The organism is Rhodanobacter sp. FW106-HT46G03, assembly GCF_058789895.1.
Map to the genome: position 1 here is coordinate 389,556 of NZ_JBYTCC010000001.1, position 21,353 is coordinate 410,908.

Annotated in this window: 21 protein-coding genes; 20 read left to right on the plus strand and 1 reads right to left on the minus strand. The window is 66.6% G+C overall.

Annotated elements, in window-relative coordinates; translation table 11 throughout:
• Window positions 1–163: 163 nt before the first annotated feature.
• The 8 genes from AC3WP6_RS01615 (at window position 164) to AC3WP6_RS01650 (ending at window position 10,413) form a co-directional block, all read left to right on the plus strand.
• Window positions 164–1,165: an efflux RND transporter periplasmic adaptor subunit gene (locus AC3WP6_RS01615; protein WP_492626048.1), complete on the plus strand. Its 1,002-nt coding sequence runs from the start codon at window positions 164–166 to the stop codon at window positions 1,163–1,165.
• A complete protein-coding gene (locus AC3WP6_RS01620) occupies window positions 1,165–4,191 on the plus strand; it encodes an efflux RND transporter permease subunit (RefSeq protein ID WP_492626049.1) in 3,027 nt (1,008 codons plus the stop codon). The genes AC3WP6_RS01615 and AC3WP6_RS01620 overlap by 1 nt, the downstream gene beginning before the upstream one ends.
• A 104-nt stretch (window positions 4,192–4,295) precedes the next feature.
• Window positions 4,296–5,519, plus strand: a complete 1,224-nt coding sequence (locus AC3WP6_RS01625; protein WP_492626050.1) for a TolC family protein — start codon at window positions 4,296–4,298, stop codon at window positions 5,517–5,519.
• A 406-nt stretch (window positions 5,520–5,925) separates the two neighbouring features.
• Window positions 5,926–7,212: a sugar phosphate isomerase/epimerase family protein gene (locus tag AC3WP6_RS01630; RefSeq protein ID WP_492626051.1), complete on the plus strand. Its 1,287-nt coding sequence runs from the start codon at window positions 5,926–5,928 to the stop codon at window positions 7,210–7,212.
• A complete protein-coding gene (locus AC3WP6_RS01635; protein WP_492626052.1) occupies window positions 7,205–7,687 on the plus strand; it encodes an S-ribosylhomocysteine lyase in 483 nt (160 codons plus the stop codon). Before AC3WP6_RS01630 ends, AC3WP6_RS01635 begins: the two co-directional genes overlap by 8 nt.
• Window positions 7,684–8,823: a sedoheptulose 7-phosphate cyclase gene (locus AC3WP6_RS01640; RefSeq protein WP_492626053.1), complete on the plus strand. Its 1,140-nt coding sequence runs from the start codon at window positions 7,684–7,686 to the stop codon at window positions 8,821–8,823. Before AC3WP6_RS01635 ends, AC3WP6_RS01640 begins: the two co-directional genes overlap by 4 nt.
• Window positions 8,801–9,511 carry a bifunctional 2-polyprenyl-6-hydroxyphenol methylase/3-demethylubiquinol 3-O-methyltransferase UbiG gene (ubiG, locus tag AC3WP6_RS01645; RefSeq protein WP_492626054.1) on the plus strand — a complete coding sequence of 237 codons (711 nt, stop codon included), beginning with the start codon at window positions 8,801–8,803 and terminating at the stop codon, window positions 9,509–9,511. Before AC3WP6_RS01640 ends, ubiG begins: the two co-directional genes overlap by 23 nt.
• Window positions 9,508–10,413 carry a UbiA family prenyltransferase gene (locus AC3WP6_RS01650; RefSeq protein WP_492626055.1) on the plus strand — a complete coding sequence of 302 codons (906 nt, stop codon included), beginning with the start codon at window positions 9,508–9,510 and terminating at the stop codon, window positions 10,411–10,413. The genes ubiG and AC3WP6_RS01650 overlap by 4 nt, the downstream gene beginning before the upstream one ends.
• Before the next feature lie 42 nt (window positions 10,414–10,455).
• Here the strand turns inward: AC3WP6_RS01650 and AC3WP6_RS01655 are convergent, their stop codons facing one another.
• Window positions 10,456–12,099: a sigma 54-interacting transcriptional regulator gene (locus tag AC3WP6_RS01655; RefSeq protein WP_492626056.1), complete on the minus strand. Its 1,644-nt coding sequence runs from the start codon at window positions 12,097–12,099 to the stop codon at window positions 10,456–10,458.
• Between AC3WP6_RS01655 and AC3WP6_RS01660 the strand changes: the two genes are divergently transcribed.
• Genes AC3WP6_RS01660 through AC3WP6_RS01715 form a run of 12 tightly spaced genes read left to right on the plus strand, consistent with a single transcriptional unit; the run spans window position 12,098 to window position 21,352 of the window.
• Complete coding sequence (locus AC3WP6_RS01660; RefSeq protein ID WP_492626057.1) at window positions 12,098–12,379, plus strand: hypothetical protein; 282 nt, start codon at window positions 12,098–12,100, stop codon at window positions 12,377–12,379. The genes AC3WP6_RS01655 and AC3WP6_RS01660 overlap by 2 nt on opposite strands.
• Window positions 12,380–12,424: 45 nt before the next feature.
• A complete protein-coding gene (locus tag AC3WP6_RS01665; protein ID WP_492626058.1) occupies window positions 12,425–12,682 on the plus strand; it encodes a phenol hydroxylase subunit in 258 nt (85 codons plus the stop codon).
• Between the two features lie 46 nt (window positions 12,683–12,728).
• A complete protein-coding gene (locus tag AC3WP6_RS01670; protein ID WP_492626059.1) occupies window positions 12,729–13,766 on the plus strand; it encodes an aromatic/alkene monooxygenase hydroxylase subunit beta in 1,038 nt (345 codons plus the stop codon).
• Window positions 13,763–14,038, plus strand: a complete 276-nt coding sequence (locus AC3WP6_RS01675) for an MmoB/DmpM family protein (protein ID WP_492626060.1) — start codon at window positions 13,763–13,765, stop codon at window positions 14,036–14,038. The genes AC3WP6_RS01670 and AC3WP6_RS01675 overlap by 4 nt, the downstream gene beginning before the upstream one ends.
• A 38-nt stretch (window positions 14,039–14,076) precedes the next feature.
• Window positions 14,077–15,642 (plus strand): aromatic/alkene/methane monooxygenase hydroxylase/oxygenase subunit alpha, encoded by a 1,566-nt coding sequence (locus tag AC3WP6_RS01680; RefSeq protein ID WP_492626061.1) that lies wholly within the window; start codon window positions 14,077–14,079, stop codon window positions 15,640–15,642.
• A gap of 42 nt (window positions 15,643–15,684) precedes the next feature.
• On the plus strand, window positions 15,685–16,047 hold the full coding sequence (locus AC3WP6_RS01685) for a phenol hydroxylase subunit P4 (protein WP_492626062.1): 363 nt from the start codon (window positions 15,685–15,687) through the stop codon (window positions 16,045–16,047).
• 12 nt (window positions 16,048–16,059) lie between these two features.
• Window positions 16,060–17,136, plus strand: a complete 1,077-nt coding sequence (locus tag AC3WP6_RS01690) for an NADH:ubiquinone reductase (Na(+)-transporting) subunit F (RefSeq protein WP_492626063.1) — start codon at window positions 16,060–16,062, stop codon at window positions 17,134–17,136.
• A gap of 9 nt (window positions 17,137–17,145) precedes the next feature.
• On the plus strand, window positions 17,146–17,571 hold the full coding sequence (locus AC3WP6_RS01695) for a 2Fe-2S iron-sulfur cluster-binding protein (RefSeq protein ID WP_492626064.1): 426 nt from the start codon (window positions 17,146–17,148) through the stop codon (window positions 17,569–17,571).
• Between the two features lie 13 nt (window positions 17,572–17,584).
• A complete protein-coding gene (locus AC3WP6_RS01700) occupies window positions 17,585–18,529 on the plus strand; it encodes a catechol 2,3-dioxygenase (protein ID WP_492626065.1) in 945 nt (314 codons plus the stop codon).
• A gap of 13 nt (window positions 18,530–18,542) precedes the next feature.
• Window positions 18,543–18,980, plus strand: a complete 438-nt coding sequence (locus tag AC3WP6_RS01705) for a GlcG/HbpS family heme-binding protein (RefSeq protein ID WP_492626066.1) — start codon at window positions 18,543–18,545, stop codon at window positions 18,978–18,980.
• Between the two features lie 41 nt (window positions 18,981–19,021).
• Window positions 19,022–20,485, plus strand: coding sequence for a 2-hydroxymuconic semialdehyde dehydrogenase (locus tag AC3WP6_RS01710; RefSeq protein WP_492626067.1), 1,464 nt, complete (start codon window positions 19,022–19,024; stop codon window positions 20,483–20,485).
• A 24-nt stretch (window positions 20,486–20,509) separates the two neighbouring features.
• Window positions 20,510–21,352, plus strand: coding sequence for an alpha/beta fold hydrolase (locus AC3WP6_RS01715; RefSeq protein WP_492626068.1), 843 nt, complete (start codon window positions 20,510–20,512; stop codon window positions 21,350–21,352).
• Window position 21,353: the final 1 nt, after the last annotated feature.

A 21,353-nucleotide genomic window follows, 5' to 3' on the forward strand; every position in this document is an offset into this window, starting at 1 on the left:
TGATCCCCTACCGAGGCGTCCGAAAGGATTGGGCCAGCACCGACTGGCCGACCCACTGCCGAGCCGTCCGCCATGACAATTTTGTCATCCGTTTGATCGCGGTTTGCCGGGCGGGTCTCCTTACGCTTGCCTCCTGTTGATGGCACGACAGGAGCGCAGAGGCATGTTCTGGTGGCGCGCGGGTTTGTTGATGGCGCTTGCCACGCCGATGATGGCCACACCGGTGACCCTGCCTGCGCGGGCACTGAACTACCAGCCGCAGGCCCGCGCCTGGGCGCGCGTGGAAGCCACCGCGCCCCTGGTGCTGCACGCCGCGACGGCGGCACGTGTCGTCCGCCTGCCGGTGGTCCCCGGGCAAACGGTGGCCGCGGGGCAGGTGCTGGCCGTTCTGGGCGGACCACAGCTCGACGGCGAACTCGCCACGGCGCGGGCGCAGGCGCAGGCCGCGCAGCAAGTCCTGGCGGCGGCCACGCGCAGCATGGCTTCGGCGCAGCGCACCTATCCGCTGACCACCAACCGCCAGGCACTGGAGGCGGCGCGTACGGCGCTGGACACCGCGCAAGGCCACGCGGTCGCCGCGCGGGCGAACCTGGCGACACTGCAGGCGCAGGCGGCGTTGAGCAGCCCCACCGGCGCGACCGTCGCCAGCATCGCCGTCGCGTCCGGTACCGACGTGCAGGCCGGCGCGCCGGTGCTGACGCTGGTGCCGCGCGGCCGGTCGTGGCTGCGCGCCGAGTGGTTCGGCACCCCGCCGCCGGCCGGATCGGTCGGCCGCTTCACGCCATCGGATGACGGGGCATCGGTTCCGGTCAGGCTGGTGGCCGAGCTGCCCGCCCGCGCCGGGAATGGCGCACGCGTGCTGGATTTCGCGCCGGTCGACCCGGCGGCATGGCAAGCCGGGGAAACCGGCGAGGTGAGCTGGCGCGGCCGCGCCGAGCCCGCGGTGGCCGTGCCCGCGCAGGCGATCATCCTCGATGCCGGCAAGTGGTACGTGCTCACCGCCGTCGGCGGCAAGCTGGCGGCCCGGGCCGTCACGCCCGGCCCGGCGCAGGGCAGCGACGTCGTGGTCACCGCGGGATTGCAGCCCGGAGTGCCGGTGGTGGTGCGCGACGCGTACCTGCTCTACCACCGCGATTTCGCCGCCCAATACACGCCGCCAGACTGATGAAATGGCTCGCCCTGCTGCGTCGGCCGCTGCCGTGGGCGATGGTCTTTGGCCTGCTGCTCGCCTACAGCGCCTATGCGCTCTGGCGGATTCCGGCCGAGGTGCTGCCGCGGTTTGATTTTCCGCAGGTTGGCGTGGTGGTGCATGCGCCGGGCTACGCCACGCTGGAGATGGAATCGCTGGTCGCCCGCCCGATCGAAGGGCAACTGCTCGGGCTGCAGGGCGTCGCCAACCTGCGCACCACCATTGCCCAGGGCAGCGCGCAATTCACCGTGCGCTTTGCCGAAGGCAGCGATCCGCAGCTGGACCTGCAGGCGGTCTACAGCGCGATCGACCGCGCACGTTCCAGCCTGCCGCCGCAGGTTGCGCTGCATGCCGAGATCATGGGCAACGCGATGAACGAGGTGCTGGACGCCGGGGTACGCGTGCCAGCCGACGTGCCGCTGTGGCAGGCCGAAGACGCGATACGTACCCACGTTTTGCCGGCGCTGCGCGCGGTGCCTGGCGTGCAGCGCGTGGAACTGTTCGGCGCGGGGCCGCCCACGATCTGGATCCAGCCCGATCCCGCGGCGTTGATCCAGCACCATGTCGGCGTGGACGCCCTGGCTGCCGCGGTCGGCCACGCGACCGTGCTCGCGCCGGCCGGCCGCACCACGCTCGGGCATCAGGACGTGCTGCTGGAAGTGCGGCACCTGCCGGTCGAGGTCGGCGACGTGCTGCGCATCCCGGTGCCGGCACCCGGCGGCGCGGTGCCGCTCGGCGCCCTCGCGCAGGTGGTCAACGGTCCACCCGCCGTCCACTACGGGGTGCAGGTCGACGGCCACCCCGCGCTCGGCCTGATCGTGTTCAAGCAGGCGACGGCGTCGACGATTCCGGTCGACCGCGCGGTGATGCACACCCTGGCGGTATTGCAGGGCCAGTTGCCGCACGGCGTCGCCTGGGTGCCGATCTATCGCCAGTCGTACCTGGTGGCGCTGATCGGCCATGACCTGCTGCGCGATCTCCTGATCGGCGGCGTGCTGGCGATCCTGGTGCTGGTCTGGATCCTCGGCCGCCGGCACGGCGTGGGGGTGCTCGCCCTGAGCATCCCCGCCAGCCTGCTGCTCGCGATCGGTGGCCTGTACGCGTTCGGGCAGAGCCTCAACCTGCTGACGCTGGGCGCGTTGACGCTGGCGGTCGGCCTGCTGGCGGACGACGGCATCATCGTGCTCGAAGCCATCCAGCATCGCTGGGAACACGGCAGCGACGGCTGGGCCGGCGTGCAGGCCGGCGTCGCCGATATTGTGGTGGCCGACGTCACCGGCACGCTCACCACCGTGGCGGCCTACCTGCCGTTGCTGGCGGTCGCGGGGCTGGCGGGGCTGTTCATGCGCCCGTTCGCGGTGGCGATGAGCCTCGCGCTGCTCGCCTCGCTGCTGGTGTCGCTCACCTTGATTCCGGCGGTGCTGGGCCATCACGGCACGCGCGCGGGACACGTGTTCCGCAGCGGCCACCGCTTCATGGAGGCGCTCGCGCGCGGCAACGACAAGCTGCTGGACGTGACCTTGCGCCGCCCCGGCGCCAGCCTCGCCGCCGCGGCCGTCGCCTTCGTGGTGGCGGTGGCGGCACTCGCCGTCGTGCCGGTGAATTTCCTGCCGCTGCCCAACGAGGGCGTGCTGCTCGACGGCTTCACCTTCGCGCCGGGCACCGCGCTGGACGACGCCATTGCCGCGTCGCGGCGCATGAGCAAAGCCTTGCAGGCGGACCCGGCCGTGGCGCACGTGTTCGTGCGCAACGGCTCGCCGGAGGAGTCGGCGTACACCGAACACAGTTTCGCCGGCGAAATGCAGATCGTGCTCAAGCCGGGCTTCGACGCCAACAGTCTCGACCGGATCGCCCGCCACCTGCGCGCCGTCGTCGAACAGCCGGGCGTGGTGCAGAGCATCGACACGCCCACCATCGAGCGCGTGGGCGAAAGCCTGTCGGGCCTGCCGCAACCATTCGAGGTGCTGCTCTACGGCGACCGGATCGACACCCTGCGCAGCCTGTCGGAAACCGTCGCCGCCCGGCTGCGCACGGTGCCGGCGCTGACCGACGTGTTCAACAACGACGGCTACCCGGTGACCCAGCTCCAGATCGCGCCGCGGATGGACGCGCTGCGCGGCGCCGGGCTGACCCCGGCCGACCTCGGCGACCAGCTCGGCCTGCTGCTGCACGGCCGTGTGCTGGCGACCCTGCCGTATGGCGCCAGCCAGCGCGAGCTGTTCATGCGCCAGGCCGACGCTCCGCATCTCGACCTTGCCGCGCTCGGGCGCGAACCGATTTTCAGCCCCAAGGGCTGGATGCCGTTGGCGCGCGTGGCGCAGTTGACGCTCCAGGCACAGCCCAACCAGCTGGAACACCTCGACGGCGAACGCGCGCTCAGCATCATGGCCACGCCGACCGGCCCCTTGGGCAGCACCATCGCCGCCGCGAAGGCTGCGCTGTCGTCGGTGTCATGGCCGGCCGGATACCGCGTGGCCTTCGGCGGCATGTATCCGGAGCTGATCCACACGGTCGAAGCGCTGGGAGTGGCCGTGCTGCTGGCCCTGCTGCTCACCCTGGGCATCCTGGCCCTGCAGTTTGGCGGCTGGCGCCTGCCGCTGATCCTGCTGCTGCAGGCGCCGCTCGCGTTCACTGGCGCGGCGCTGGCGCTGGCCATTTCCAGCGTGGGACTCAACGCCACGGGCCTGATCGGCCTGCTGACCCTGGTCGGCGTCAGCCTCAACCACGGCATCGTGCTGCTGGCCTACGTGCGCGCCTACGAACGGCAGGGTATGCCGCGCGAGGACGCCGTGCGCCACGCCACCCACGAGCGTCTGCGCCCGATCGTGCTGACCGTGCTCACCGCGGTGCTCGGCATGCTGCCGACGGCGCTGGGCCTGGGCACCGGCGCCGCACCGGAACAGGGCCTGGCGATCGTGGTGCTGGGGGGCGTGCTGTGGAGCGCGGTGCTGTCCACCAACCTGTTGCCCGCGCTCTATCTGCGCTGGGGTACGCGGCCGTGATGCGGCTCCTGGGGTGCGCTCTGTGCGCGGCGTTGGCCGGTTGCGCGACCTACCAGCCGCTGCCGCTGGCGCAGGATGCCCGCCTGCCGGACCACGTCGCGGACTTGAAAGTGGATGCGGCGTCGATGCCGGTCCCGGTGCTGCGCAAGCATGTGTTCGATCCGTCCCACAGCTTGGACATGACCGACGTGGCGATGCTGGCCGTCGCCAGCAACCCCATGCTGCGGGTGGCCCGGGATCAGCGTGGCATCGGCCACGCGCAGGCCTTTGCCGCCGGGCTGCTGCCCGATCCGGTGCTGGATCTTTCGCGCGGCTATCCCACCGGCAGCAGTGCCGGTAGCACGGCCTACAGTGTGGGCCTGTCCTATGACCTCACGGCCTTGCTCACGCATGCCTTGGATGTGCGCGCCGCCCATGCGTCCGAGCGGCAGGTGGACCTGAATCTGCTTTGGCAGGAGTGGCAGGTGATCACCGCCTCCCGGCAGCTGTTCGTGCGCTGCGTCTACCAGGCCAGGATGCTGGCCGTGCTGCGCGACGAGGTCCGGGCACGCGAGCACCTGCATGCGCAACTGGCGCAGGTCCAGCAGCGCGGTGACGTGTCGCTGGCGGATCTCGCCCTCGATCAATCCGCGCTGCAGGCGGTGCAGTCGCGGCGGGACGACATGGCGCGGCAGCTGCTGGCGAGCCAGCAGGCCCTCAGCGCCATGCTTGGCCTGTCCCCGAAAGCGAAGTTGCCGTTGCGGGAATCGACTGCAGTGGCAGCGCCCAGCGAGACGGAGATCACCCGCAACCTCGCCACGCTTGCGCAACGCCGTCCCGACCTCGTGGCGTTGCAGGCCGGCTACGCGAGCGCGGACGCTCGCTATCGTCGCGCGATCTGGCGGCAGTTCCCCGCAATCGACATCGGGTTTTCCCGCGGCCGCGATACCGACGCCATCAGCTCGCGAAATTTCCAGGTCTCGCTGACCCTGCCGATCTTCAACCGCAACCGCGGCAACGTGGCGGTGGCGAAGGCCACGCGCCAGGCATTGCACGACGAATACACGCTCCGGCTCGTCCAGGCACAGTCCGACATCGCGCGACTGGTGAAGGACCGTGTGCTCCTGCAAACGCAGCAAGCCGAGCTGACCCGAAGCGTGGCGGTCCAGACGCGTGTTTCCGAAGCACTGGCCAAGTCCGCATCGCCCGGCGACCTGTCTGCGGCGCAGGACCTCGCACTTCAGCTGCGGCAGGATGACCAGCGCCTCGGCCAGCTTGGCGTCGAGCAGGCGATGGCCGAGCAGCAGGTTGCGCTTGAGGCCCTGGCAGGCAACCTCGGTGCCGAATGAAGGGCGGGGGTATCCGTCATGGCTGAAAGGTGGCGCGCCATCCCGTTCGTACTTTGGGCGGCGCAGGATCCGCCAACGACGGAAAACCGGAAGCCGGTCTGCCATGGCACCGATTGCAGGGCTGAAGGGGTTGCCCGCCACCACTGCGCGCGGCCAGTCGCGGCGGTTCGGTTCTCGCGGGTCTGCCGATCCGCGACGGTGATCTGGCTCGGTATGCGTTTGGGGCCGCGACAATCTGCCTCGTGTGCCACCTGGGGGGAAAGCTGACGGGGGTCAATCGCGGTGGTGGTCGGGTTCGGCACGATGCCGGGGTTCATGCCGCGTCCGTCGCTGCGCAACCGCGCTGGCCCGTTCTTGGAGGACCGCGCCGGGTGGCGACGGCAGCATGGTGGTTGCCAGGTGACCCATGTCCGCGATCCAGCTTGCCTACAGCACCTCCGGCCTTACCGGGCTGGATTTCACCCAGGCGGTTGCCGCGATCGACCGCGCCGGTTATGCCGGGGTGGAAGTCGCGTGCCATCGCCGGCAGTTCAACGTGTTCGAGCTGGACGACACCGAGCTTGCCGCGGTGTGCCGGCAGTTCGACCGGTTGCGCGTCCAGCCGGCGTGCGTTGCCACCGCTTCCCATTTCTTCGACCCGCAACGCCCGCATGAACCCTCGTTGCTGGCGGTCGAGCCGGCAGCGAGGAAACGGCGCATCGACCTGATCCGACGGGGCATCCGCGTGGCGCGTGTGCTGGGTGCGCCGCTGGTGACGTTTGGCAGCGGCTTTCGGCGGCGCGAGCACGTGGAGCACCCCGATTTCGATCCCGCCGCAGCGCTGGTCGAGTCCATCCACGCCTGCCTTGCCGAGCTGCGCGATGACGACGACATCACCCTGGTGATCGAACCCGAGCCAGGCATGCAGGTGGAAACCCTGGCCGAAGGGCAGGCGCTGGTGGCCGCGGTAGGCTCGCCCCGCTTCGGCCTGCACATCGATCTGTGCCACGCCTATTGCTCCGAACGCGACTACGTTGCGGCGCTGGCCAGTGCGGCGGCGCAGGCCAAGTACCTGCATGTCTCCGATGCGGCTGCCGGCTGCAACGTGCGCATCGTCAACGACTCTGCGGCGCTGGTCGTGCCGCGCACGGGGGCGACGCTGCTGGTTCACTTGCCGGATACCAGCAGTTTCCTGCTGCTCGACCGCGAGCATCCCGTGCTGTTCCGCGATGGCGTCTTGGGGCGCACGCAGGCATCCCGCGTGGATGCGTTGCTGGCGGCAGCCGGGGCGACGGGCGCAGTCGAGATGGTGGATTACCGGAGCTTGCCGGTGCGGTCGTCGCCGCTCGACGAGGAAATATTCACCTGGCTGATTTCCCTGCCGGGGCTGAGCTACGACGTGCTCGAACGGGCGCGCCCGGTAGCGCGCTGGCTGCGCAGCCAACCGCGGGCCGGCCGGCTTGAACGCCGGCTCGCCAACACGCTGACCGGCATTGCCCACTATCACGACATACCGGGGCAGGGCACGCTGGATTTCGCGGCAAGCTTTTCCGCGCTGGCGCGCGGCGGCTTTGCCGGCTATGCCGCGGTCGAGCTTTATCACCACGTGGACGATTGGCACCACGCGCTGACCGCGACCCTGGCGCAGCTGGGCCCGGTGGTCGATCGCGTCAATGCCACGGCCGCCACGCCGAGCGAGGTGACCGATGGTTGACGTGGCGCACCTCGGCTGGCCGGTGGCCCTGGTCGGTGAGCTGGATCACCGCTTGCTCAAGGCGCCGCGGCTCAAGCTGCGCGCGGTGCACGTCAGCCCGGCGGGCAGCGCGGTCTATGCGGTGGATCTGCGCGTGCGCAAGCCCAACGCCGGGGCGGGTTTGTCCACCGCGGTGCTGCATTCGCTGGAGCACTTTCTGCTCGAAGGGTTCACCCGCCTGCTGCCGGCGCATTTCCTGAGCGTTGGCGTCATGGGGTGCCAGACCGGCTTCTACCTGGGGTTTGCCGACGAAGGCCGCGTCGCGGTGTTGGGCGATGCCCTTGCCACCTTGCTTGCCGGCGTGGCCACCGCCACCGCGGTGCCGTATGCGCGGGTCGACCAGTGCGGCAACTGGCAGAACCACGATCTGGCCGGCGCGCAGGCGGTGGCCGCAGAAATACTGGCAGCACGGCCGGTGTGGTTGGACGCGGCATGACCACGCGTTGGCAGGTGTGCGCCAGCCGCCCGGTGGACTATGCCGTCATCCAGGCGCCGCAGCTGTTTGCGCGTGACAACCCGCTGCTTGCCGAGTTTGGCCGCGGCGCCGGTTCGCGGCGTTTCGTGGTGGTCGACGACGCCGTGCAACGCCTGTATGGGCAGCGCATCCGCGCCTGGTTCCAAGCACACGGGATCGACGCGCGGCTGGTGCCGTTTGTCGGGGGCGAGGACAACAAGACGGTCTACGCCTGGCGGGCGCTTGCCCGGCAACTGGAAAATTTCCCGATCCATCGCCGCGATGAGCCGATCCTGGCGATCGGTGGCGGCGTGTTGACCGATGTGGTGGCGTTTCTCGCGGCGACGCATCGCCGCGGGGTACCGCATATCAAGATCCCGACCACGCTCATGGGCTACGTGGATGCGGCCATCGGCATCAAATGCGGCGTGAATTTCGAAGGGGCGAAAAACCGGCTCGGCGCGTTCGAGCCGCCGCTCGCGGTATTGCTCGATGCGGGTTTTCTGGCCAGTTTGCCGATGCGCCACTTGCGCAATGGCATGGGCGAGATCGTGAAGCTGGCGGTGATCCGCGATGCCGCGCTGTTCCGCGCGCTCGAAGTGGCGGGCGCCGACAGCCTGGCCACCCGCTTTGCCACGGCCGCCGGCCAGCACCTGCTCGATACCGCGGTGGAAGGCATGCTGCAGGAGCTGACACCCAACCTGTACGAAGACGAGCTCGCACGCAAGGTCGATTTTGGCCACACCTTCAGCTACGGGCTGGAAGCCCTGCATGCGGACCGCCTGCTGCATGGCGAAGCGGTATTGCTGGATGTGCTGGTTTCGGTGGCGGTGGCCAGTGGCCGCGGCCTGCTGCCGGCCGGCGCGGCCCATCGCGTGTTTGCGCTGGTGGACGCGCTGGGGCTGGCGCCGGACATCGGCCTGCTCAGCGGCGAAGCGATGTGGGCTGCCGTGCAGGATCGCATCCTGCATCGCAATGGCCGCCAGCGGATACCCATGCCCACCGCTATCGGCGAATGCACCTTTGTCGACGATATCCACCCGGCCGAGCTGGCGTCGGCCATCCCCTTTTTGCGCGCGCGGTTCCAGGAGCGACATGAACGCACCGTCGAATGTTGATCGCCTCGAGATCGAGAAATTCGAGCGGGTCGCCAACCTCTGGTGGGACCCGCACGGCAAGATGGGCATGCTGCATGTCATCAATCCGCTGCGGGTCGGATTCGTGGCCGAGCGGGTGCCGCTGCGCGGTGCCCGGTTGCTCGACGTCGGCTGCGGTGGCGGCATTTTTGCCGAGGCGCTGGCGGGGCTCGGTGCCCAGGTGATGGGTATCGACCAATCGCCGCTGACGCTGCAGGTGGCGCGCCAGCATGCCAGCGCCGCGGCGCTCGACATCGCCTATGCCGAGCAGACGATCGAGGTGCTGGCCCGACAGGAGGCGCGCGCGTTCGACGTCATCACGTGCATGGAGATGCTGGAGCACGTTCCCGACCCCGCCGGCGTGGTGGCTGCCTGCGCCTGGCTGTTGAAGCCGGGCGGCAAGGTGTTTTTCTCCACCATCAACCGAACCTGGAAAGCGTGGCTGTTCGCCATTTTCGGCGGCGAGTACGTGTTGCGTCTGCTACCCCGCGGCACGCACCAATATGCCCGCCTGATTCGCCCCGACGAACTGCGCGCGTGGGCCGCGCAGAGCGGGCTGGTGCACGACGCTTCCGCCAGCCTCATGTACCAGCCGTTCACCCGCCGGTTTCGGGTGGCCCCTGGCCGCGAGGACGTCAACTACATGATGTGCTTCACCCGCCAGCCGTGAGTGCGCTCGAACCCTTGTTGGCCCTGTCGCGCTCCCGCCATAGCGTGATCGACGTGGCGATGCCCGGGTTTGCCGCGCTGCTGTGGCTGGGCCGGCTGCCGGCGTGGCCGGTGCTGATCGTGGCGATCGTGGTCGCGCTGGCCGGGTATACGGCGTTGTATGCGTTGAACGACCTGGTGGGCGTGGTGACCGACAAGGAGAAATTTGCCGGCGTCGGCCCCAATCCGGGGTATGCGGTGGAAGCCTCGCCGCTGCGGCATCCGGTGGCCCAGGGGCGCCTCAGCATGCGGCGTGGCGTGGCGTGGTTCGCCGCGTGGTATCTGGTGGCGCTGGTCGGCGCGGCGTGGCTCAACCCCTGGCTGATCGTGGTGGTGCTGGCCGCCCCGGTGCTGGAGATCGCCTATTGCCGGCTGCTGCGGGTGAGCGCCTGGCGGGTGCTGCTCAGCGGGCTGGTGAAGGCGCTGGGGCCGATTGCCGCGGTGCTCACCGTGGTGCCGCGCCCCGCGCTTGGCGGCATGGCGTTGATGGTGGCCTGGCTGGTGGCGTGGGAGATCGGCGGCCAGAACATCCCTGCCGACTGGAACGATGTCGAAGAAGACCGCCGGGTCGGCGCGCGCACCATCCCGTTGGTGTTCGGCCCCGCGGTCGCGGGGTGGGCCGTATTGGCGCTGCTGGCGCTGACCGTCCTCCTCAGCCTGGCCTTGCCAGTGCTGTCGCCGCTGCCATTGGGGTGGGGCTACACGGCGGCGGTGCTGGTTGCCGGCAGCGCCCTGCTCCTGGTCCCGGCGGTGCGGCTCGTCCGCGACAGGACGGGGAGAAGGGCGGCACGCCTGTTCGATCTGACCAGCCTTTATCCGGTCGCCATGCTGGCCATCATTACCGGTAGCGTGCTGGCGGCCTGATGCGGCGAGCGGAGGAAGCGCCACGCCCTGTTATCGGGGCTTTCAGCTTGCCGAAGGTTCTCCGCCCGGCTTGGAGGACTTGAACCGATAGGCGAGTTTGGCCCGGCTGATGCCTAGCAGCTTCGCCGCGCGGGTCAGGTTTCCGCCCGAGCGATTCACGGCCATGTTGAGCAGGCCGTCTTCCAGCTCTTCCAAACCAATGCCGGATTCCAGCACGCGCTCGACCACCAGCTTGCCGTGGCCGGCATTATCGCTGCCGATCGCGCCCGACGCCTGCAAATGCTGTGCTGGTGTGGCGCCGGTACGCGGAAACAGGTGATGCTCGTCGATTTCGGCATTTTCCGGCGTCAGCAATACGCCGCGTTCAATCACGTTTTCCAGTTCGCGAATGTTGCCCGGCCACGGATAATCAACCAGTGTCTGCAATGCGCGATCACTCAGGCCGCGCGTATGTTTGCCCACGGGTTGTGAAAACCTCTCAATGAACCGCTCGGCAAGCAGGGGAATGTCCACTCGCCGTTCGCGCAGTGGCGGAATGGTAATTGGGAAGGTTGCCAGGCGGTAATACAGATCAGCCCGGAACCGCCCTTCCTGTACCGCCTTCAGGAGATCGACGTTGGTGGCGGCCACCACCCGGACGTCGATCACCGTGGTCTTTTCGCTGCCCAGCCGCTCGATCTCGCCGGACTGCAATGCGCGCAACAGTTTTACCTGCGCGCTTGGCGGCAGGTCGCCCACTTCGTCCAGAAACAGCGTGCCGCCGTCGGCGCGCTCAAAGCGTCCGGCGCGGGCACTTTGGGCGTCGGTGTAGGCGCCTTTCTCCACGCCGAACAGCTCCGCCTCGATCAGGTTGTCGGGGATGGCGCCGCAGTTGACGGCCACGAACGGTTTGCGCGAGCGCGTCCCGTTGTCGTGCAGCCAGTGCGCAAAAACTTCCTTGCCGACGCCGGTCTCGCCGAGCAGGAGGACGCTGATCTGGCTTGGCGCCGCGTTGTGCAGCAATGCCATGGCATCCAGGAAACCAATCGATGCGCCGATCAAGGGGCCGTCGTATTGCGGGCGCGCCAGGGACGAACGCAGATGCTCCACTTCCATTTTCAGATCGAGCAGTTCGTGCGCGATCGAATCGGGGCGAAAATATTCGAGATAATCCGGGTCATTCCATTCCTCCGCCGGTTTGCCGATGATGCGGCAGCACGAGTCGCCCTGCGCCGTGCATTCCACTTCCTTGAACGCGATGAACCGGTTCATGAATGCGCTGGTGTAGCCCGACGCGTAGCCGATCTGCGACCAGCACTCCGGCGAGTCCGAATACCCGGATTCGCGCACGTGTGACTCGCACTCCCACGAGTTCTGCCAGAGATATTCGCCGTAGAACCGACCGCGCTGGATGTCCAGATCCTGCTTGACCGTAACGACCTTCACCACGCCTTCCAGCGAGTGCAGGAGCGGGCCGGTGTTGAAGCTTTCATCCTGGTCTGCCACCTGCGGCAGCAGCTTGCGCGCCAGCTGGGCGTCGCGCTCACCGGAGGCAAAACCCATGCGCAACAGCAACCCACGGGCGTGCTCGTCGCCCAGGCTTTCGAAGAGCTCGTGACGCAGGGCGCCGAAGGCGCCGGTATGCAACAGCAGCATCCGGCTCTGGTCGAGCCAGATCAGCCCCTTCTCCGAGTCGAAACGGATCATGGACCGCAGCGAGGAGAGCAGATCGCTGCTTGATGGCATGGCGGCGGGCATCGGGGGCAGCTCCATGGGTGGAATACAGGGCGCGCGTTACGCCAGTCGTGCTCACGGAGCGTTCAGCGGACGTGTCGAACGCCTCTACTGCATCGCCGCATCATCAGATGGTCAAGCTGCGGTGCAGCAATTCACCATTTGCTCAACCTGCGGCAAGGCGAATTTGAGCCAAATCAAATGCAAAGCCTGTCGTGAAGCCATTCCTCATAGTTGGCACGGGCATTGCTGATAGCCCCTCGCAACACCTTTTCGATGACGCCAACGAGCACATCCGATGAATCCATCACGTCAGGTGGTATCCGGCCGGCAGGGGACGACGGTCCGGGTGCTGGGCGACATCGATCGACGGTTTGTGCGCTTCGAGTTCTCCATGGACGACCCGGATCTGACCGTGGAACTGGTGCTCAGTCCGGAGCAGTTTCGCGAGTTTTGCACGCGCCATCACAGCCGGTTCCTGTCGGAGCCGGAAGCCAACGCGGCGGACGCCGAACGGATGAAGTGGCGATACGGCGTGCCCGGCACGGTGCGCTGAGCAATTTTCTCCAACCCCGGCGGCAATCAACCACAGGAGCCTTGCAATGCAGGTCGACATCAAGACCAGCGGCATTCGACCGATTCGCCAGACCTTCTCGCACCTCGCGCGTCGGTTCGGCGGCGACGTGCCCGCCACGCGGTACCAGGAAGCGACGTTTGACCTGCAGCCGACGGTGAACTTCCACTACCGGCCGCTGTGGCAGCCCCAGTACGAGCTCTACGACGCGCGCCGCACCGCCATCGTGATGCAGGACTGGTACGCGTTCCGCGATCCGCGTCATTACTACTACGGCGTGTACGTGCAGACCCGGGCGCGCCAGCAGGACGTGCAGGAAAACAATTTCGAGTTCATCGACCGCCGCGGCATGTTGCGCAACGCCGGCGAAGAGGATCGTGCGCGCCTTGCCCGGTTCCTGGTGCCCATGCGTCACTACGAATGGGGCGCCAACATGAACAATTGCTTCTCGGTGGCCTATGGCTACGGCGCGGCGATTACCCAGGCCGCGCAGTACCAGACGATGGATCGCCTCGGCCTGGCGCAATACGTGACGCGCATCGGCCTGCTGCTCGACGGCAACGCCACCGGCGTGCTCGACCGGGCCCGCGAGGGCTGGCTCCACGACCCGTGCTGGCAAGGTATCCGCGAGTGCATGGAAGAGCTGTTCGTCACCGCCGACTGGTTCGAAGTGCTGCTTGCGCAGGATTTCCTGTTCGATGGCCTGGTCTACCCGACCGCCATGACCGGTCTGGATCAGACCCTGCTCCCGCAGGCCGCAAGCGGCTACGCGCTGGCCACCGAGTTTGCCCGCAGCTGGTACGAGGAAAACGTGCGCTGGGTGGATGCGAGCCTGCGCATCGCGGTCGCCGAATCGGAGGCCAACGCGTCCCTGCTCAAGGGCTGGATCGAGCATTGGTTGCCCAAGCTGGTGACGGCCCTCCGCCCGTGGGCGGATGCCGCCTTCGGCGACCAGGCCGAGGAGGTCGTGGCCAATGCCGCCGCCGAACTCACCACCCGCGCCCAGCGCGCAGGCATCGCACTTGACCTGCCCGCGGCGGCCACCAGGCAAGAGGTGACGGCATGAGCGCCAACAACAATGTCTTCATTGCGCTGCAAGCCACCGACGAGGCGCGCTCCATCATCGACGCCATCCTTGCCGACAACCCGGCGGCCACGCGCATCGACTACCCGGCAATGGTGAAGATCGACGCCCCCGGGCGCCTGGTCGTGCGGCGCGAATCCGTCAGCGAGCGGCTGGGGCGCGATTGGGATCTGCGCGAGTTGCAACTCAGCCTGATCTCGCTTTCGGGAAACATCGACGAAAGCGACGACGAGTTCTGTCTGATGCGCGGTTGATTCGCACTCCATCCGATATCCGCAGCGAAGTGAATGTCATGAACAAACCCGCTTTCGACGTCCAAGCCACGAATGCAGCCAGCCGCAAGGCGGCACCGCGCAAGTTGAGCCTGAAGGAACGCTACAACCTCATGACCGGCGACCTGGGGTGGGAAACCACTTACCAGCCGATGGACAAGGTGTTTCCTTATGACCAGTTCGAGGGAATCAAGATCCACAACTGGGAAGGCTGGCAGGACCCGTTCCGCCTGACCATGGATGCGTACTGGAAGTTTCAGGGCGAGAAGGAACGCAAGCTGTACGCCATTATCGACGCGTTCCAGCAAAACAACGCTCAGTTCAATGTGACCGACGCGCGCTACATCAATGCGTTGAAGCTGTTTTTCCAGGGTGTGTCGCCGCTTGAGTACGCGGCCAGTCGCGGTTATGCCTTGGCCGGCCGGAACCTGCGTGGCGTGGGCGCCCGCGTGGCTTGCCAGATGCAGGCGATCGACGAGCTGCGGCATGCGCAGACCCAGATCCACACGATCAGCCACTACAACAAGTTCTTCTCCGGTCTGCACGAAAACTCGTACATGTTCGACCGGCTGTGGTACCTGTCGGTGCCCAAGTCGTTCTTCGAAGATGCGATGTCGGCTGGCCCATTCGAATTCGTCACCGCCATTTCCTTCGGTTTCGAATACGTGCTGACCAATCTGCTGTTCATGCCGTTCATGTCCGGCGCCGCGTTCAATGGCGACATGGCGACCGTGACGTTCGGCTTCTCCGCGCAGTCGGATGAGTCGCGGCACATGACGCTGGGCCTGGAGATCGTCAAGTTCCTGCTCGAGCAGGACCCGGACAACCTGCCGATCGTGCAGCACTGGATCGACAAGTGGTTCTGGCGCGGTTATCGCCTGCTGGCGCTGGTGGCGATGATGATGGATTACATGCTGCCGAAACGCGTGATGTCCTGGTCGGAGGCGTGGGAAATCTACTTCGAAAAGAACGGCGGTGCGCTGTTTGAAGACCTTGCCCGCTACGGCATCCGCCTGCCGAAGTACCACGAAGTGGCGAGCAAGGAAAAAGGCCATCTGTCGCACCAGACCTGGGCGACGTTCTACAACTACACGCATGCCACCGCGATGCATACGTGGATCCCGGAGCCGCACGAAATGGATTGGCTGTCCGCCAAGTATCCGGACACCTTCGACAAGTATTACCGCCCGCGGTTCGAGTATTGGGATTCGCTGGCCAAGCAGGACAAGCGCTGGTTCAACCCGGGCCTGCCGATGCTGTGCCAGACCTGCCAGATTCCCATGCTGTTTACCGATGTGGGCAGTGACCCCACTCGTGTCGTGTCCCGTGAAAGTGTGTATCGCGGTACGAAGTACCACTTCTGCTCGGACGGCTGCAAGGACGTGTTCGATTACGAGCCGGAAAAGTATGTGCAGGCTTATTTGCCGGTGAATCAGATCTTCCAGGGGAACTGTGGCGGCAGCAGCCTCTCCGATGTGGTCAATTGGTGTCACGTCGAACCGGCCGACAGCGGCGACTTTGCCCAGTCCGAGGATCGCGCCAATTGGAACCGCTGGACGCATGCCGATGCCGGTAGCGAAGCGTAAAGCCGCGCCCAGTGATTCAGCCTAAGACCGGAGAAATCTAAAATGACCATTCGTGCGCTTTCGCCCGATTACGAGGGTACGCCGCGGGATGCCGAGGAAAACTTCCACGGCAATCGCCTGCTGTTCGTGTACTGGCAGAACCACGCGATGTTTTGTTCGCCGATCTGCATTCCGGTGCCGCCAACCATGCCGTTCGCTGCGTTGCGCGACGAGGTATTGCCCGGCCTGTATGGCTCGCACCCCGATTTCGCAAAGATCAAGTGGAACAAGGTGCACTGGTTCCATGAACAGGAAGACTGGAAGCCCAATCCGTCCAAGACCCTCGCCGAGAACGGTCTGGTGCACAAGTCGCTGGTGCAGTTCAGCACCCCCGGGTTGACCGGTATTGGCGGCAGTGGGACGTGAGGAGACAGGGCAATGGGGTACCGGCTGACAATTGAACCGTTGGGGCAAGCGGTCGAGGTGGAAGAAGGACAGACCATGCTCGACGCCTGCCTGCGCCGTGGCGTCTGGCTCCCGCATGCGTGTTGCCACGGGTTGTGCGGGACCTGCAAGGTGCAGGTCGCCCAGGGTGAAGTCGAGCATGGCAATGCGAGCCCGTTCGCATTGATGGATTTCGAGCGCGCCGAGGGCTATGCGCTTGCCTGTGTGGCCACCCTGCACGACGACGCGGTGATCGAGGCCGACGTTGACGAGGACCCGGACGCGCTCTACCTGCCGCTGGAAGATCGCCAGGGCGAGGTGGTGCGGTTGGAGGATCTGACGCCGACGATCAAGGGCATCTGGCTGCGTCCCGACCGCCCGGTGGAGTTCCAGGCCGGCCAGTACCTCAACCTGTATCTGCCGGGCATCAAGGGGCCGCGCGCGTTCTCCATGGCCAATGGGCCGGATGACGAGCTGCTGGAGCTGCATGTGCGCCGCGTGCGCGACGGCGTCGCCACGGGTTGGCTGCACGAGCACCTGAAGGTGGGCGACCGGTTGCACATGACGACCCCGATGGGGCGGTTCTTTGTGCGCAAGTCGGCCCAGCGGCCGGTGATCCTGCTGGCTGGCGGCTCGGGCCTTTCGAGCCCCAAATCCATGCTGACCGACCTGCTTGCCGAAGACTACCCGCACGAGATCTGGCTGTTCCAGGGCGCGCGGGACCGGACCGAGTTGTACTTCGCCAGCCATTTCGAGGAGCTCGCGCAGCAACACCCACAATTCCATTACATCCCGGTGCTGTCGAACCTCACCGCTGACGATCCGTGGACCGGCGCGCGCGGGTTCGTGCACGAGGAGCTCAAGCGCCGCTTCAGCCACGACAACGGGGCAACGGCGGATTTCCGCGGCAATCAAGCCTACCTGTGCGGCCCGCCGCCGATGATCGAGGCATGCATTGCGACGCTGATGCAGGGGCGGCTGTTCGAGCACGACATCTTTACCGAAAAGTTCCTGTCTGCCGCCGACGCCACGGCGGCGGCGCGGCGCAGCCCGCTGTTCCGGACCTTGTAGGAAGCAGCCATGCACGCTCACGACACGGTTCAAAACCCGGCGCCGGCAAGCCTGCCCATGGCAGGGCAGGTGATCGCGATGCCGGCAACGCCCAGCGTCACGTTGGCCTGCACGGGCGAGCAGTACCCGTGCCGGCATGACGAGAGCTTGCTGCACGGCATGTTGCGGCTTGGCCGCAAGGGCATCCCGGCCGGCTGCACCAACGGTGGTTGTGGGGTGTGCAAGGTGCATGTGACCTGTGGCCAGGTGCACCGGATCGGCGTGATCAGCCGTGCCCATGTAAGCGTGGAAGAGGAGGCGGCCGGCTACACCCTGGCTTGCCGTACTGCACCCGACACCGACGTGACCTTGGATGTCGTCGGCCGTGTGCGTCGCAACGTAATGCGTAGCGTCGTTGGTGGCGGGAACGCCACAACGTCCGAATCAGCTCGATGATGAGGAGAGCGAAATGGCAGTAATGAGGATTGGTCACATCAGCGTCCGCGTCATGGATATGGAGGCGGCGCTCAAGCACTACACCAATGTGCTCGGCATGCGCGTTACCCACACGGATGCCGATGGCAATCAGTACCTGAAGTGTTGGGATGAGTGGGACAAGTATTCGGTGGTTTTGACGCCGTCCGATCGCGCCGGCATGAACCATGTCGCCTACAAGGTCGAAAAGGACGCCGAACTCGACGTCCTCAAGCAGAAGATCAAGGACTACGGTTTCGCGGTGGCCGAGTTGCCGGCCGGCACCCTGCCGGCGTGCGGTCGCATGCTGCAGTTCACCCTGCCGAGCGGGCACGAAATGCGCCTGTTTGCCGAGAAGGAGTGTGTTGGCACCGATGTCGGCTCGATCGATCCCGATCCGTGGCCCGACAGCATCAAGGGCGCCGGTGCGCACTGGCTCGACCACTGCCTCCTGATGTGCCGCTTCGATCCGGAAAAGGGTGTCAACACCGTGGTCGACAACACCAAGTTCCTGAAGGAAGTCCTGAACTTCTTCCAGACCGAGCAGGTGATGGTCGGGCCGAATGGGTCTATCCAGCTGGCCTCGTTCCTCTCGTTGTCGAGCAAGCCGCACGACCTCGCGCTGGTCGGCGCGCCCACGTCCGGGCTGCATCACCTGTCGTTCTTCCTCGACTCCTGGCACGACATCCTCAAGGCCGGCGACATTATGGCCAAGAACCGGGTACGGATCGACGTGGCGCCGACGCGGCATGGCCTCACCCGCGGCGAGACGATTTATTTCTTCGACCCCTCGGGCAACCGCAACGAGACGTTTGCCGGGCTGGGTTATCAGGCCCAGCGCGATCGTCCGGTTACCACTTGGACCGAAGAAAACCTCGGGCGCAGCATTTTCTATCACACCCGCGAACTGACCGAGTCGTTCATCAACGTTTACACATGATCGGGTGCCGGGAATGAACACCACACACCACCACGCCAGTGTCACTGTCGAAGCCGCGCAAGCGGCAACGGCGGCCGCGTTGGAGCATGCCAAAAACCTTGGCATCCGCGTCAACGCGGCCGTCACGGACGAGGCCGGGGTGTTGGTGGCATTCCTGCGCATGCCAGGTGCGTTCCTGCATTCCATCGATATCGCGATCGACAAGGCCTACACCGCCGCCGGTTTTGGTTTTCCCACCGAACGCTGGCCCGCGCTGCTCAATGCCGATCCGGCGCTGCGTACCGGCATGCCGCAGCGTCCGCGCCTGGTGACGTTCGGTGGTGGCGTGCCGATGTATGCCGGCCTGGAGCGCGTCGGCGGCATCGGGGTTTCCGGCGGGTCCGCGGAGCAGGACGCCGAGTGCGCGCGGGCGGGGATCGCCGCGGCGGGATTGTCCGACGCGGCGGAGTGAGTTCGATTTTGTCCGATACACGGCAAACGCAGAGTCTATCCATGAAAAAGTTCCTGCATTTCATCAATGGCGAATTCGTGGCATCCGCGAGCGGCAAGACGTTCGAGGATCGCAACCCGGTGGACGGCTCGCTGATCGGCACGGTCTGCGAAGGCGGCCGGCCCGAGGTGGATGCGGCCGTGGCCGCGGCGCGCGCGGCCATGAAGGGGCCGTGGGGGCAGATGCCGATCACGCAGCGCGTCGAGCTCTTGTACAAGGTGGCGGACGAGATCAACCGCCGGTTCGACGATTTCCTCGCCGCGGAAGTGGCGGATACCGGCAAGCCGGTGTCGCTGGCCTCGCACATCGACATCCCGCGTGGCGCCGCCAACTTCAAGATCTTCGCCGACGTGATCAAGAACGTCCCCACGGAGACCTTCCAGATGAGCACCCCGGATGGCGGCGCGGTGCTGAACTATTCGCTGCGCAAGCCGCGCGGCGTGGTGGCCGTGGTCTGCCCCTGGAACCTGCCGCTGCTGCTGATGACCTGGAAGGTCGGCCCGGCGCTGGCCTGCGGCAATGCCGTGGTGGTGAAGCCCTCCGAGGAGACGCCGGCCACCGCGACGCTGCTGGGCGAGGTGATGAATGCGGTCGGCATTCCCAAGGGGGTCTACAACGTCGTGCACGGGCTCGGCCCGGACTCGGCCGGCGAGTTCCTCACCGCGCACCCCGACATCGACGCGATCACCTTCACCGGCGAGACGCGTACCGGCGAGGCGATCATGGGCGCCGCCTCGCGCGGACTGCGCCCGGTGTCGTTCGAGCTGGGCGGGAAGAACGCCGGCATCGTGTTTGCCGATGCGGATTTCGACGCGGCGGTGGAGGGCATTTCGCGCGCCGCGTTTGCCAACTGCGGCCAGGTGTGCCTGGGCACGGAACGCGTCTACGTCGAGCGCCCGATCTTCGACCGCTTCGTGGCGGCACTGAAGGACAAGGCCGAGGCCTTGAAGCCGGGGCTGCCCGGCGAGAAGGCGACTGGCATTGGTCCGCTGATCTCGCAGGAGCATCGGCGCAAGGTGCTCGGCTATTACGCCAGGGCGAAGGACGAAGGCGCCACCATCGTGACCGGCGGCGGCGTGCCCGAGATGCCGCACGCACTGCAGGCTGGTTCGTGGATCCAGCCGACGATCTGGACCGGTCTGCCGGAAACCTCGCCGGTCATCCGCGAGGAAATCTTCGGGCCGTGCTGCCACATCGCGCCGTTCGACCGCGAGGAAGAGGCGGTGGCGCTCGCCAACGACACGCCGTACGGCCTGTGCACGACGGTGTGGACCGGCAACCTCGGGCGCGCGCATCGCGTCGCCGCCGGCATCGACGTGGGCATTGCCTGGATCAACAGCTGGTTCCTGCGCGACCTGCGCACCCCGTTTGGCGGCAGCAAGCAGAGCGGCATTGGCCGCGAGGGTGGCGTGCATTCGCTCGAGTTCTATACCGAGCTGCGCAACGTCTGCATCAAGTACGCCTGAGCCGTCATCGCAAGGACATTGAACATGAGCACGCAAGACAACCCCGAGATCGGCAAGAACATTGTCGCCGCGGGCATTCGCACGAACTACCACGACCTCAACAGCAGTGCCTCGGGCATTCCGCTGTTCCTGATCCACGGTTCCGGTCCGGGCGTGAGCGCGTTCGCCAATTGGCGGCCGGTGATGCCGACGTTCGCGAAAAAACGGCGGGTCATTGCGCCGGACATGGTCGGCTTCGGTTTCACCGACCGCCCGGCCGGCTACCACTACACGATGGACAACTGGGTCACCCACGCGCTGGGCGTGATGGATGCGCTGAAGTTGTCCAAGGTGGATCTGATCGGCAATTCCTTCGGCGGCGCGTTGTCGCTCGCGCTCGCCGTGCGCCACCCCGAGCGCGTGCGCCGGCTGGTGCTGATGGGTGCGGCCGGCGTGCCGTTCAAGCTCACGCCGGGGCTGGACCAGGTCTGGGGTTATGAGCCCTCGTTCCAGAACATGCGCAAGATGATGGATCTGTTCGCCTACGACCGCACGCTGGTCACCGACGAGCTGGCCGAGCTGCGCTATCGCGCCAGCATCCAGCCGGGTTTCCAGGAGTCGTTCTCGGCGATGTTTCCGGCGCCGCGCCAGAACGGCGTGGATGCCCTGTGCACGCCGGAAGCGGACATCCGCGCGCTGCCGCACGAAACGCTGATGATCCACGGTCGCGAGGACCAGGTGTTGCCAGTGGCAACGTCCCTGACCCTGGCCAACTGGATCCCGAATGCCCAGCTCCACGTGTTCGGCAAGTGCGGGCACTGGACCCAGATCGAGCACGCGGCGCGGTTTGCACGGCTGGTGACCGATTTCCTCGACGAGGCGGCCTGAG